Genomic DNA, 13887 nt, shown 5'->3' with positions numbered 1-13887 from the left:
CGAGATTGTAGAGGGAACGCCCCAGGATCAATGGGAAAAACCTTTGACAAATTTGGTAAAGGATGCGTTGTCAAGAAAAGCGGATGCCTTGTTTGTTATTACTTCTGTCACCCCAATTTCATCTGATCCTGTAATGCAGCAGGAACAAATGACTAATATTGCAGCGCATGAAGGCAGGGCAATTGCAAATGAAATAATCCGAGCGGGTGCAAAGGCGGAGCAAATTCAAATGAATGCCAAGGCAGATGGTGGGGTCAAGAAAAATGTTGTCCAAGTCACTATACAATAAGGTTATTGGATAAATTTTTATATGTTCTATATGAGGACGTAATGGATTGGTTATTCAGACAATGTTTTGTCATGTTGAATCATTTAAATCCCGAGGGATTTAAAATAGGAGAATAAATTGTGTCAGAACCCATAATATCTTCACATCCTTTTTATGCCTATTGCAAAGAGGCGCTTGGAGATATAGAGAAACAGGGACGGTATCGGCGTTTTACCCCATTAAGTCGTCAGTCAATGCATTATCCTGTTTATGATAGAAAGATTAATGCAAAAGAGGAAACCCCGATTATAGCCTGGTCAGCCAATGATTATCTGGGTATGGGAATTGAACCTGAAGTCATGAATGCCGCCATTATGGCTATTCAAAAATATGGTGCAGGTGCAGGTGGGACAAGAAATATTGCCGGAACCCATCCCTTACATGAAGCGCTCGAGGCTGAACTTGCAGACTTGCATGGTAAAGAGGCTGGCTTGTTATTTGTATCAGGTTATGTATCAAACCAGGCGAGTTTGCAAACTATCCTAACGAGTATGTCCGGGAACTGGATGACTTTTTCCGATCAGCAAAATCATAATTCTATGATTGCTGGTATAAAAGGAGCTAAAAATGCTGATTGTGTGGTTTTCAAACATAATGATTTGCAGGATCTTGAACATAAACTTGCAAATGCTCCAAAAAATGTTGCCAAACTGATTGCTTTCGAAAGTGTCTATTCTATGGATGGCGATATTGCGGATATTGGGGCTATCTGTGCATTGGCACACAAATATAATGCCTTAACTTATTTAGATGAGGTACATGCTGTCGGTTTGTATGGAAAAGAGGGGGGAGGTGTTTCTCAAAGGGATGGTGTAGCGAATCAGGTTGATATTATTGAAGGAACCCTTGCAAAGGGCTTTGGTGTACATGGGGGATATGTAACGGCGAAACGTGAAATTATTGAGTATTTACGATTGGCTGCTGCTGGATTTATTTTTACGACTTCCCTACCCCCATCCGTTGTGGCAGCGGCATTAAAAAGTGTTCGTTTGGTTCGTCAGCAGAATTGGCGTCGTGAAAAATTGTTTGAACGTATTCATACGTTTCAGGAAAAATTGAGACAGGCCAATATTCCTTTTATCGAGACAAAAAGCCAGATTGTACCCGTAATTATTGGAGAGGCTGAGTTATGCAAAAAAATAAGTCAACGTTTACTGGATGAATACAAAATTTATGCACCACCAATAAATTATCCAACCGTGCCCAAAGGAACGGAACGATTGCGATTGACCCCCAATCCTTATCATACGGATAAAATGATGGATGATATGGTAGATGCCTTGAAAGCTTTGTTACCTAAAAAATGAATTTTAAAGGCGATTTGCGGGTCGCCTTTAGTTTAGCTATGATATTATTTATTAAGTTTATCAATAACTTGTTCAAGATTGTCATAGCTTATTGCACCTTGAATGATATGTTCACCATTAATGATCAAGGCTGGAGTACCTTCAATACCAAGATCATGAGTTAATTGAAGGTTGCCGTTTAAAGCGTTGGTGACGGAATCCGCTTTCATATCGATTACCAATTGATCGGCGTTCAGTTTAAGTTTCTGTGCAATAGATTTGATAGTATTAAGGTTGATATCTTCCTGACTGGTCATCAAGGAGCGCATCATTGCAACATAATTGTTTTGTCTAGTTGCCGCAATTATGGCCTGAGACTGCAATTTGCTGTTTTCAGAAAGGATGGGAATGACTTTTAAGATTATCTTGACATCCTTATGTTTTTTGACCAGATCGATTAAAATAGGCAGCATTTTTTTACAGTATCCACAATTTGGATCGTAAAATTCAGTAATGGTTGTAGCTGCGTTTGGATCGCCCATCAGTCCGTCAGTGGGTAGCTGACGTAACAGTAATCCTTTTTTCTCTTTTATTGTCTGGGTAGAAAGTGAAGCGCGTTGTTGCTCTTTCTTTTTCATCAGGGTTTGAATTCCAGTTTCTAATAGGGTTGGATCATCTTTTAGAGCCTGTCTGACAATGGAAATGATTTCTTTACGTTGTTGGGATGAGAAAGTTGCTGCTGGATCTTCACTATGACCAATGACAGGGAAAGAGATAAGACAGGAGAGTAATGAACCTGTCATCAAAGGACGAAAGGATAATTTTTTCATAAAGCGTTTTCCGATTGGTAAAATTGGGATTTTATCATATGGATGGATAATATTATACAGAATTGTAATTGTTGTGATATAAAATGAATCTCGATAGAGTATGGCTTGATAATTTGAGTTAAATATAACTTTCGAACCCTATTATGGTATTATTGATTTTTTAAGTGGAGCGCTGCCACGTGTCAAAACGTTATCAAATTTCAAAAGGTCGTGTTGAGGCAAAGACAACAAAATTTACTCAAAAATTCAGGGACGGATCAAGGCAAAAGATAGTTTTGTTTAAGAAGGCTGTTTGTGGTTTGGCCTTGGCATTTTCAATAACGGCATGTGGTGGGGATCATCACGAGAAAAAACTATCAAAATCTGCAAATTTGAATCATCGTGTAACAGGATATGTGGGGAGCGTTGCTGCAGATGAACCACAAGCCGCCATGTTGGCGCGGGATATCCTGATTCGTGGGGGAAATGCGGCTGATGCAGCTACGGCCCTAGGTATGGCATTGACAGTAACTTTGCCTTCCCGTGCCTCGCTGGGAGGAGGTGGAGCATGTCTGGCGTATCATCCCGGACAGCCGGCACAGTCAATTATTTTCCTTCCTCAGGCAGGAAGAAAACCTTCCAGTAATAGTGATCGTCCAGCTGCGATTCCAATGATGGCAAGAGGATTATATTTATTACAAGCAAGTTACGGCAAGTCAGATATTAATGATATTTTACGGTTGGTTGGTAATTTGGCAGGAAATGGTGCTCCCGTTTCTGACACGTTGGCGAGTGATCTGGCAGCTGTTCAGCAGCCCTTATTTGAAGATTCTGCCATGCAGAGAGCATTTACAAACGCAAATGGACTTCCTCTTAAGGCTGGGGATATTCTATATCAGCCTCGTTTAAAGATTATTTATGACCGATTGATTAGTGCAGGTATTGCAGATCTTTATATTGGTTCTCTTGCAAGAAGTTATGCCTTGGGATCCCAGATTGCGGGAGGGGGGTTGTATAACGAGGACTTTAGAAATGCCCTGCCTGTTCAAACCTCAGCTTTGTCTTTGACACAAGGACAAAATATTACATATTTTTTATCTCCTCCTGCAGATGGAGGTCTGGGTATGGCAATGGCGATGCATAATGGACAAAATAGGGATGATGTTGCCCAGGGTACAGTTGCAAAATGGCGTGCAGAAAACAGTTCTACTTATTTGAAGTCATCCATTGAAGGAATGACAAAAAAAGCTCAAGACTGGCTTGATAATGGGAAGGCGGGCAGCGGCAGTTTGCCAGCATTGCCTGCATCTACATCTTTTGTAGTTGTTGATCGTGATGGGGGAGCCGTTTCTTGTGCCTTAACCATGAATAATTTATTTGGTACAGGACGTATTTCTGGAACAACCGGTATCGTCATGGCTGCGTCTCCTCGCCAGCTGCCGCCACCTTTGTTAACAGGATCGATTTCAACGTATAAACAGCGTTTTATTGCAGGAGTTTCTGCCTCTGGACAGAATGATGCGGCGCAAGAGGCTGCCGTGACCATGAATTCTTTTTTGAACAAACAAGGAAATAAACGGGAAAAGGGTGTTTCATTATCGAATTCGAGCGGCTCAAAAGGACGGGTAAATGCCGTTTATTGTTCTGATGGGTTGCCAGGAAATGACAGGCAATGTCATGCTTATACAGATCCAAATGGTATGGGATTGGCAATTAGCCGTTAAGATAATTATTGCTGTTATGGATCATTGATATTTTGATAAAAATACCAATATTGTAAATGTAAATATTGTATTTTTATCTTTTAAAATCTTCAAAAGCAGCAATAAATGTTTAACTGGGGTTAATCTGAGAATTTACGGTCCCCACGTTATTTATTTATAAGGAAATTCTAAAAATAATGGACAAGAATAAAGCATTAGAAGGAGCTTTGTCTCAGATTGAACGTGCCTTTGGTAAAGGTTCAATCATGAAGATGGGAGAGCAGTCTGTCGTTCAAGTGGAAGCAATTTCAACAGGCTCGATTGGTCTGGATATTGCTTTAGGAATTGGTGGTGTCCCTCGTGGACGTATAGTTGAAATCTATGGTCCAGAAAGTTCCGGGAAAACAACAATGGCATTGCATATTATAGCCGAGGCTCAAAAAAAGGGTGGTACATGTGCATTTTTGGATGCCGAACACGCTCTTGATCCCATTTATGCGCGTAAGCTCGGCGTTGATATTGATAATTTGCTCATCTCTCAACCTGATGCCGGGGAACAGGCATTGGAAATTGCGGATACTTTGGTTCGTTCTGGCGCTATTGATGTCTTGGTAGTGGACAGTGTGGCGGCATTGGTTCCCCGTGCAGAGTTGGAAGGGGATATGGGGGACAATCATGTTGGATTACATGCCCGTTTGATGAGCCAGGCCTTAAGAAAATTGACCGGATCTGTTTCTCGTTCCAATACCTGTCTGATTTTCCTCAATCAAATTCGTCAAAAGATTGGTGTTATGTTTGGATCGCCAGAAACAACTACAGGCGGAAATGCATTGAAGTTCTATTCTTCTGTACGTATGGATATTCGTCGTATCGGTCAGGTGAAGGAAAAGGACGAAATCACAGGAAACCAGACGCGGATTAAGGTGGTTAAAAATAAAATGGCTCCTCCTTTCAAGCAGGTTGAATTCGACATTATGTATGGAGAAGGAATTAGTAAGATGGGAGAATTGATAGATCTGGGTGTAAAAGCAGGGATTATTGAAAAAGCGGGTTCATGGTTTTCTTATGACAGTCAGCGTATTGGTCAGGGACGGGAAAATGTAAAGCAGTTCTTGCGAGAGCATCCGGAGATAAGTCAGGTTATTGAGCAACGTATTCGTGAGCATTCTGGTATTATTGGTGAAGGCTCGATGGATGATATGGCTATCGGCACTGATGATTTGTGAGATAGCTAGTTATAGTTGTTAATTTTCTTCATTTATCAATTTGTTGTATAGAAATTGATAAATTTAATAGTTTATGATTATTAAATGTTGCATTCAAATGATCTAAATGGAGAAAATTAAAAATGGAATGTGAATAAAATTAAGTGGCGGGGTTTATTAACGCAGACAGAAGAACTCGCTAAAAACTTTTTTATCCTTCCCTTTGCCCAGATGATTCTGGAGCATGACGTATTCAGTCATCTTGGGGTTATGCAGGAATATAATTGCAGATACGGTGTTAAAATGGACGAAAAGATGGATTTTGCGATCTTAAAAGATAAAAAAATCAAATTTTAATTGTATGTAAAACATTGGCGATGATCTTAATATAAATACAGGCCTCACAAATTCACGGTATTTTTCAGTAACGGAAGCTCGTATAGTCAATTCTTGCAAATGGCAGGGTATATAGATTTTTTACAAATTTAGATGCACCTGATAAAATGAATAATTAATTGTTTCGATATTAAAAAGGTAGTCTCTCAGCAAGTTGTAGATCTAAAACAGTTGTATGTCGAGATATAAAAAGTTATTTTGACATTGTTATTAGATAATAATCATAAATCGGTATGCTGATTGCATTTTAAATGCATACCAGATATATATACAGAGTATCATTAACTATTATACTCGTGTAGATCAACTGGCAGAATAGATTTATTTCAATTCAAACCAAGCTTCAACCTCAACACAGGCATCCATTGGTAAACATGCTACACCAAAGGCAGAACGTGCATGTCGTCCTTTGTCTCCAAAAATTTCTACAGCTAGATCTGATGCTCCATTCATGACAACAGCCTGCTGGGTAAATTCCGGTATACTGGCAATGAACCCCCCCAGGCGGATTAATTTGCTGATTTCATTTAACTGTCCAATAGCGGCCTTGGCCTGTGCCAAAATATTGATCATGCAATAGCGGGCTGCTTGTTGCCCAGTTTTAAGGTCAATGGTCGCGCCCAATTTCCCGGTTGCAAAAAGTTTCCCGTCTATAAAAGGAAGTTGACCAGAAATAATCAGGGAATTATTGGTTTTGATTGCAGGAAGATAATTTGCAACAGGGGCTGTCGGGGTAGGAAGTTGAATTCCAAGTTTGGCAATGCGTTCCTCAATAGATGACATGTCTTGATCCTTTCTCAGCTTACAAGTTTGAATTTTGAATGTTTCCGTGGGGAAGAGTGAGATTGATTCATTTCTTCCTCTGGTAGATCCAAAGGCAGCATGGGGAGTTTTTCCTCATCAGACTGTAAATTATTAGGTGCGTCAGGTAAAGGCTGGTTTAAATAAACATCTGATAATAGCCGGAAGCTATAATCCAGAAACGAGGTCGCGTAAATCGCTCCCGGATCCCCTTCAACGGTTCCGGCAATGCCGAAGCGGCTATAGGCAAATGCGGAAACGAATTCCTTTAAAGGAACCCCATATTGCAGACCAATACTGACAGCCTGGCCAAGGCTGTCTAACAAACCTTTAACCATGGCATTTTCTTTTAAAGGCGTAATCGATATCTCACCAAGCTTGCCATCTTCGTATTCACCTGTACGCAAAAACAATCCACGTCCAGCAATGCTCGCTTTTTGTGTAATTCCTTTGTGACGTGGTGGAAGAGGTTCTCGAATTCCCCGGGGTAATATGGTTTTTGAAGCGAGGGGATATTCCATTGGATGGGGACGGGGGGGCATTGAAGTTGTAAAACCGATCAATGCCTGATGCATTGCGCAATGCGCCTGATGAGAAGGGGGTTGAAGTATCAAATTTCCCGATAGGGTTGCAGCCAGTGCACTTTCAGGAGTTAGTTTTTGTTTTGCCATTCGCGCAATAGTACTTATTGCCAGATGTCCGTCTTCGGTAACAGGGGAAAATATGGGGGCAAGTCCACATGCTTCTGATCCTAGAAATAGATCTTCAGGTCCGGGAATTGAGAAACTGGTTTCTATCCTGGGCAGAGGCAAAGTTTTTTCCTCAGAGGCAAGACTCCATATTTCTTTGGCAAGGGTAGTTAATTCTGGTAATGCATTCCAGTCTGGTGACAAGGGAAGATAATCAGATCCACAACCCGCAGTTGAGAGTAAGGTTGCAAAACAGGTAAGGCAACAAGCCACATCCCGTCCTTGGATACTGTCATATTCCAGACCGAGTTGTGCAAGACAGGCATCTAAATTGGTAAGATAAACTGTCCCGGCAATATTGTGATATGATTCTGCATTTTCAGAATCTACAGGCTTTTGCTTTGGGGAAATCTGCAAATCTGGAAAGGGGAGCTCACTGTTAATGAAATTGAACTGTTGCTTATAGAGAATACGGATACTATCGATAACAATTTGCAGAACTTTCCGATAAGAATGCGCGTCAAACCCTGTTTCAGTTGACGCAAAGGCAGCCAAATTTATGGTAAAGGCGGGTTTTTGACTGTTGTCATTTTGCCAAATACGTTGATTGGGACAGGCCTGTTGGTTTAGCAGAATTGTTTCCCAGTCATAAACTGTCCAATTTTTGATCCCTGCATTTGCCGCATGATCACAAAGAGGCAATAACCAGTTGGCAGTGATCTGATCTGTTTTAACAGAGGAGGATTCCAGTTGATAGGATGAGCATAACTGTAGGATCGCTGTTGCAGTTTGATCCTCCCATCGAGCGGGCATGGTTACTGAATAAAGAGATGCGTCGGGATCAATCGCGGCTTGCAGATTACGCATCCTGACGCCATTCCAAATATGTCTTGTGTTCATAATAATCAAGTTTACATTTTTTTTGGAATGTCGATAAGCTGAATAAATAGGTAAAAAGTTATACAGGTATCTGTATTCAGTGGATATTGTGGATAAAATTCCGGTTTAGTTTGTTTTCAATTTTTTATTTATCTTAGGATGTAATCTTTTGATTATTCGCTTTAATTAGAATCCAATTTAATTTTTTTTGTGATTTTTATGGAAAAAAGGTATATGGTTGTTAGAAGTTATTTGATAAAGATACTACATAATTATTTTGTTTGAATTATATTATGACAACACTTGGAACGCGTTTACACACACTTTTAAAAGGACGTTTGGTCGGGAAAGATTCTGATGGACGTTCCTATTATGAATCTCGCAAACTAAACCGTCTTGGCGGAGGTGAACGTCGTCGTGAGCGGTGGGTTATTTATAAAAAAGGTGATGATCCCTCCGCGGTTCCCCCAGAGTGGTGGGTCTGGCTACATTATGAGGCGGATGCACCAGTTCCGGTATCAAAGCGTCATCCCTGGCAAATTCCCTATCATTCCAATTTAACCGGAACAGCCAAGGCTTATCATCCACAAGGGAGCGATTATGTCGGTGGTCAACGAGCCAAGGCTACGGGTGATTATGAAAGCTGGGTTCCTGAGGCTTAGTTGAAAAGATAGTTCATGGTATTGATGCCCTCTCAAAAAACACAGCAAATAATTGAACTTGTCACAGGTTTGATAGTGTTGGTTGTTTTTGTTGTTGCTGTTATCATGGCCATTATTGGACATGGGCAGAAAAATGTTGGGGGGTATCCGTTATGCGCATCGTTTAGCCAGATTGACGGACTGGAAGTCGGTTCAGACGTAAAATTGGCAGGGGTGAGCGTAGGTCAGGTTATTCAGGAAAAGGTTGACCCAAAGAGATTTAATGCGGTTGTAACTTTTACGGTTCGGCCAGATGTAAAATTACCAGTTGATACGGCGGCAATTATTACAAGTGATAGTCTGCTAGGTGGAAAATATATTGATCTTTCTCCAGGTGGTGATGAAACGGTTCTTAAACCTGGTCAGTTTCTGACCCATACCCAAGGGGCTATCAGTTTGCAGCAGCTTTTAAGCAAATTTATTTTCTCTGTTACAGATAATATGAGTAAAAATGAAAAGAAAAAGGCGGACAATTCTGCTGATCAATTCCATAATAATGAATTACATTGACTAGTTTAAGAATTTAAGGGTTGGTTAAGATGAAAACAGAAGTTCAAACATCTTCATTAAACTGGCCTCAATCTGATGGAAAATCTGTAACCTGCAAAGAAAAATTAAAAATTCTGGAAGAAAACAAAACCGAGTTAAAACAATTTATGCAGGATGTATTTGAGGACGCATTGCTGATTGGAGTGGATGAGGAATTCATGCGGGATTTTCTAAAAGATATGGTTGATCAATTACGGAGTCCGGTAAAATGAAAAAATATTTTTGCTGTTTAGCTGTTGTCATACTGGGAATAGGTAATATTTCAAGCAGTTTGGCTGAAACCAGTAAATCAGCAAAACAAAATCCCAATGTTGCTGAACAGTGGATAAGACAATCCGAAGCTGTTGTTCGAATTTTGAATAAACTTGAAGCCCATACTGAAATTTTAAATATACCGGTTGGACAATCAGTGCGATACCAGACCCTGACAATCAAGGCTCTTAATTGTGTAATACGTCCTCCCTCAACACCTTTTGATAGTGCCGCCTTTCTTCAAGTAACAGACACAAAATTAACATCTATTCATTTTGCCTCATGGATGTTTTTAACTGAACCTGGAATAGCTGTTTTTGAGCATCCTCTATATAATATAAGTGTTGTTGGCTGTGCGGGTAATTCAATGAATGATCCCAAAAAGGTTGAAAAAAAAGAGGAAAAAAATATACAGCACCCTGTTGAGCAATCTTCAGAATCAATTGAAAATTCGTTAGAGAAGTCTTTGCAATCGCAACATTAAAAAAAATATGGTAAACTCGCTTTTTTATAAAGTCTATTTCATATTTAACCGTTCATCATTCATGTGTAAACCAGTCTAGGTATCAGTCGTGACCAATTATAATAAATATTATATGAAAACGATTACCGCAATTTTCTTTATATTGGCAGGCGCATTTGCTATTGGTGCAGCGTGGTTTTTACAGCATGTTTTGCATATGGTTCCCTGTGGTTTGTGTTTATTGGAAAGATGGCCATATCGTTTTCTGATTATTTTGGGTATTTTGGGTATTTTTATTCCAACACGATATTTGACCTTGATTTTATGGGTTGGATTTATGGTTTTGTTGATGAGTATTGGCATTTCCTGTTTACATATTGGGGTGGAACAGGGATGGTGGGTCAGTCCGTTACCTGAGTGTAACGCCAATCTTGTCGCAACGGACAATCTTGCCGATCGGCTTGGTGCTATGCCGGATCGTCCAGGCAAACCCTGTGATGTCGCTTCTTATCCTTTTTCTTGGCTGCCAGTTTCATTGACAATGCTAAATGGATTATATTCTCTCTTCTTATTTGCTATATTGATTTGGCGGTTGGTTGAAGAAAGACATAATCGTAGAATATATTTCTAGATCATTAAATTAAATTTAGTATGTGAGATTCTTCTTGAAAAATTTTTACTCGTTGTATGAACATAACCTTGCCCGGGTGGGATTATGCAATTTTACAGTCTGTTTGGCAGATCCTTATTCGAACAGCGAGAAAATAATTCAACTGGCTTTAAAGGCCCATCAGGAATGCGTTGCACTTTGTGTTTTTCCTGAATTGTCTCTGACGGGATATTCAATTGAGGATCTCAGGTTACAGGACAGCCTGTCAAGTACTGTTAAGGAAACTATTGAACTGATATGTGATGCAAGCCAATCCCTTATGCCTGTTCTCATATTTGGAGCTCCTGTTGTTTTTAAGGGTGCTTTGTATAATTGTGCGGTTGTTATTCATAAAGGTAAGATTCTGGGAGTTGTTCCCAAATCCTATTTACCTGGTTACCGGGAATTTTATGAGGCCAGACAATTTGCTGATGGGCAATTGATTGTCAATGAGTCCATAGTTTTTAACAAACAGAACGTTCCTTTTGGTGTTGATCTGCTTTTTAAAGCAGAGGATTATCCCGATTTGCTTATAGGGACGGAGATTTGCGAAGATTTGTGGGTACCAATTCCTCCAAGTAGTTATGCCTGTATGGCTGGTGCCACCGTGATTGCCAATCTTTCGGCAAGTAACATAACTGTAGGTAAAGCGGATCAGCGTTCTTTGTTGTGTCAAACGCAATCTTCACGTGGAATTTGCGCTTATCTATATACTGCTGCAGGAAATGGTGAATCTACAACGGATCTTGCCTGGGACGGACAATTGTCAATTTTTGAAAATGGTGAACTTCTGGCGCAAACAGAACGTTTTCCAAAAGGCGATAATTTTCTATATGCAGATATTGATCTTGATTTGATACGTCAGGAACGGTTGCAACGCGGAACATTTCATCAGTACTATGCAAAACACCCACCTTATCGTTTGATTGCATTCAAATTGCAACCTTCAAATGACACCATAGGGCTTCAACGTCCCTTGGAACGTTTTCCCTTTGTCCCTTCGGAAGTCCATCGGTTGGAACAGGACTGTTATGAAGCTTACATGATTCAGGTTTCAGCATTGAAACAACGTATTCAAGCCAGCAAAGCCCAGCGAATGATCATTGGTGTTTCTGGAGGACTTGATTCGACACAGGCTTTGCTGGTTGCTGTACAGGCTGCTGACGATCTCGAAATGGATCGACAGTCTATTTATGGGTATACAATGCCGGCATTCGGAACAGGCAAAGAGACGAAAAATAATGCCGAATCATTGATGAAAAGCCTTGGTATTCATTGGGAATGCTTGGATATTTCTGATACAGCCAGACAAATGTTAAAAGATATAGGACATCCTTATGCAGAAAATAAGCCTGTATACGATATCACCTTTGAAAATGTCCAGGCGGGATTAAGAACAGATTATCTGTTTCGTCTGGCCAATCTGCATAATGGTATTGTTGTTGGGACCGGGGATCTATCAGAACTGGCGCTGGGATGGTGTACTTATGGCGTAGGGGATCAAATGTCCCATTATCATGTCAATGCCGGGTTACCCAAAACATTAATTCAACATTTGATACGATGGGTTGTTCAATCCAGATTTTTTTCAGAGGAAACTGGCAGGGTTTTGCAGGAAATCTTGAATACTGAAATCTCGCCAGAACTCATTCCTGCAAAAGATGCAAAATCCATTCAAAGTACTGAATCAATAATTGGACCATACGCATTGCAAGATTTTAATTTATATTATTTTCTAAGATATGGTCTAAAACCTTCAAAAATTGCTTTTTTGGCCTATCATATATGGTCAAATTCACGTAAGGGGAGCTGGCCTGCAGGTTATCCTGATACAAAAAAAACCGATTATAATTTATGTGAAATTAGGCATTGGCTGGAAATATTCATTAAACGGTTTTTTGCTTTTAGCCAATTCAAACGATCAGCCATGCCAAATGGTCCCAAGATTCTTGCGGGAGGAAGTCTTTCTCCACGGGGAGATTGGCGTGCCCCTTCAGATGGAAATGCGAATATATGGTTAAGAGAACTTGAAAATGTTCCTTTCGATTGATTTTGTTCAAAAGGTTTAAAAAGTAAAAAAACTAGTATTTTTGGAAATACTAGTTTTTTGGTTATTTTTTAAGGATAAGCGATATTGTTATTTAGTGATTATAATTATGATGCTCATTATCAGTAGTTTGATTTTCTAGTTTTCTGCAAACGGTTCTTTGCCCCAATAATCCACAAGCGGTACTAACCAGTGCACCAACTAGCAAGGCGATAAAAGACCAGAATGAAAGACGTGCGATGGCTTTGACAGTCATATCCGCTTTTTCTTTAGCCTGTTCTTTCCATGTGTTTAATTGTTCTTTTGCTTCCTGAAGATTGTTTTGCAAATCATTCAATTTATTGTTTGCTTCTTGTACTGCCTGGTTATGCATGGCAATAATATTGTCAACCGAACGTTCTGCCTCTTTAGGGGTTAAATTAGTATTATTGGCAATTGCCTTTTCTACATCATTACGATCAATGGACTGATAGATGTTTTCGGTACGGGTTTTGAGATGGCTTATTAAATCAGAAAGAATCTTGTCGGAATTATTTGGGTTGATGCTAATTTCCTTGATAGCATTTTTGGCTTCTTTTTTAACTTCCTTAAATTGTGAGGATAGATAGTCTGGATGTAAAGCTGGAATATCACTTTTTTTCAAAGCCTCTATCACATTTTGATTAAGTTGTTGATTATTCGCATTTGATTTGAAATCAAAATTTTTCAGAGTGTTTTTGCTAAGATCAAAAATTCCTGAAATACCATTTTGGGATGCAGAACCAATGCCGCTTAATAGGGAACCTGTAGATGAGGTCACTGTTCCGATTGTTCCCCCGATCATGGTAAGGATGGAACTTAAAATCATGCATCCAATAATAATGGATAAAATAAGCGAAGTGGCCCAAACAAGAAACCCATGAATGAGGCCATTTACGCCAGCCAAGCGTCCAGTCACAAAAGCGCCACATGCAAGGCTGAGGATAATTGAAACCACAGTCCAGATTAAAACTGTTGTTCCTGCACCATTAATAATATCATCGGATTTAGGAGACAGCATTGAAACACCCAGGCTGCTTCCCAAAATAAAAAGAAGAAAAAATACTGCCAGAACTGTAAAAATACCAGCAATAATACTTCCCCAGCATATT

General features: G+C 39.8%; 14 protein-coding genes and 1 pseudogene. 11 read left to right on the top strand and 4 right to left on the bottom strand.

Features of this window, described 5'->3' with window-relative positions; translation table 11 throughout:
* Both U0839_RS06725 and hemA read left to right on the top strand, forming a co-directional pair.
* Window positions 1-289, top strand: a pseudogene (locus U0839_RS06725) (hypothetical protein); the annotation flags it as partial.
* 119 nt (window positions 290-408) lie between these two features.
* Complete coding sequence (gene hemA, locus U0839_RS06720; RefSeq protein WP_231504020.1) at window positions 409-1635, top strand: 5-aminolevulinate synthase; 1227 nt, start codon at window positions 409-411, stop codon at window positions 1633-1635.
* A gap of 44 nt (window positions 1636-1679) precedes the next feature.
* Here hemA and U0839_RS06715 read toward each other — a convergent pair whose 3' ends face one another.
* Window positions 1680-2444 (bottom strand): DsbA family protein, encoded by a 765-nt coding sequence (locus U0839_RS06715; RefSeq protein ID WP_155565857.1) that lies wholly within the window; start codon window positions 2442-2444, stop codon window positions 1680-1682.
* Window positions 2445-2623: 179 nt separating this feature from the next.
* Here U0839_RS06715 and U0839_RS06710 point away from each other — a divergent pair, with 179 nt between their 5' ends.
* The 3 genes from U0839_RS06710 to U0839_RS06700 all read left to right on the top strand — a co-directional run bounded on the left by U0839_RS06710 (window position 2624) and on the right by U0839_RS06700 (window position 5688).
* On the top strand, window positions 2624-4147 hold the full coding sequence (locus tag U0839_RS06710; RefSeq protein ID WP_370533608.1) for a gamma-glutamyltransferase: 1524 nt from the start codon (window positions 2624-2626) through the stop codon (window positions 4145-4147).
* 176 nt (window positions 4148-4323) lie between these two features.
* On the top strand, window positions 4324-5352 hold the full coding sequence (recA, locus tag U0839_RS06705; RefSeq protein WP_110438496.1) for a recombinase RecA: 1029 nt from the start codon (window positions 4324-4326) through the stop codon (window positions 5350-5352).
* 129 nt (window positions 5353-5481) lie between these two features.
* Window positions 5482-5688 carry a hypothetical protein gene (locus U0839_RS06700; protein ID WP_198197518.1) on the top strand — a complete coding sequence of 69 codons (207 nt, stop codon included), beginning with the start codon at window positions 5482-5484 and terminating at the stop codon, window positions 5686-5688.
* Window positions 5689-6048: 360 nt separating this feature from the next.
* Here U0839_RS06700 and U0839_RS06695 read toward each other — a convergent pair whose 3' ends face one another.
* Complete coding sequence (locus U0839_RS06695; RefSeq protein ID WP_110438494.1) at window positions 6049-6510, bottom strand: RidA family protein; 462 nt, start codon at window positions 6508-6510, stop codon at window positions 6049-6051.
* 14 nt (window positions 6511-6524) lie between these two features.
* Complete coding sequence (locus tag U0839_RS06690) at window positions 6525-8084, bottom strand: vitamin B12-dependent ribonucleotide reductase (RefSeq protein WP_198197516.1); 1560 nt, start codon at window positions 8082-8084, stop codon at window positions 6525-6527.
* 305 nt (window positions 8085-8389) lie between these two features.
* On the opposite strand from U0839_RS06690, the gene U0839_RS06685 reads away from it, so the two are divergent.
* The 6 genes from U0839_RS06685 to U0839_RS06660 all read left to right on the top strand — a co-directional run bounded on the left by U0839_RS06685 (window position 8390) and on the right by U0839_RS06660 (window position 12760).
* Window positions 8390-8758 carry an NADH-ubiquinone oxidoreductase subunit NDUFA12 family protein gene (locus U0839_RS06685; protein WP_198197514.1) on the top strand — a complete coding sequence of 123 codons (369 nt, stop codon included), beginning with the start codon at window positions 8390-8392 and terminating at the stop codon, window positions 8756-8758.
* Between the two features lie 24 nt (window positions 8759-8782).
* Entirely contained in the window at window positions 8783-9307 is a 525-nt protein-coding gene (gene mlaD / locus U0839_RS06680; RefSeq protein ID WP_230873089.1) for an outer membrane lipid asymmetry maintenance protein MlaD, read from the top strand.
* Window positions 9308-9336: 29 nt separating this feature from the next.
* On the top strand, window positions 9337-9558 hold the full coding sequence (locus U0839_RS06675; RefSeq protein ID WP_198197512.1) for a hypothetical protein: 222 nt from the start codon (window positions 9337-9339) through the stop codon (window positions 9556-9558).
* Window positions 9555-10082, top strand: coding sequence for a DUF2155 domain-containing protein (locus U0839_RS06670; protein ID WP_413550326.1), 528 nt, complete (start codon window positions 9555-9557; stop codon window positions 10080-10082). Before U0839_RS06675 ends, U0839_RS06670 begins: the two co-directional genes overlap by 4 nt.
* 88 nt (window positions 10083-10170) lie before the next feature.
* Complete coding sequence (locus U0839_RS06665; protein ID WP_347400992.1) at window positions 10171-10692, top strand: disulfide bond formation protein B; 522 nt, start codon at window positions 10171-10173, stop codon at window positions 10690-10692.
* Window positions 10693-10726: 34 nt separating this feature from the next.
* The gene (locus tag U0839_RS06660) at window positions 10727-12760 is read left to right on the top strand and encodes an NAD(+) synthase (RefSeq protein ID WP_413550325.1); all 2034 of its coding nucleotides are present in this window, start codon (window positions 10727-10729) and stop codon (window positions 12758-12760) included.
* A 91-nt stretch (window positions 12761-12851) separates the two neighbouring features.
* Here the strand turns inward: U0839_RS06660 and U0839_RS06655 are convergent.
* Window positions 12852-13887: hypothetical protein (locus tag U0839_RS06655; protein ID WP_413550324.1), on the bottom strand; the 1036-nt coding region annotated here is incomplete at its 5' end.

It is taken from the genome of Commensalibacter sp. A3DC (assembly GCF_047307945.1).
Taxonomy (GTDB): Bacteria; Pseudomonadota; Alphaproteobacteria; order Acetobacterales; family Acetobacteraceae; genus Commensalibacter; species Commensalibacter melissae.
The sequence above is the reverse complement of the archived record's forward strand: the minus strand, read 5'-3'. Positions and strand labels throughout refer to the sequence as shown.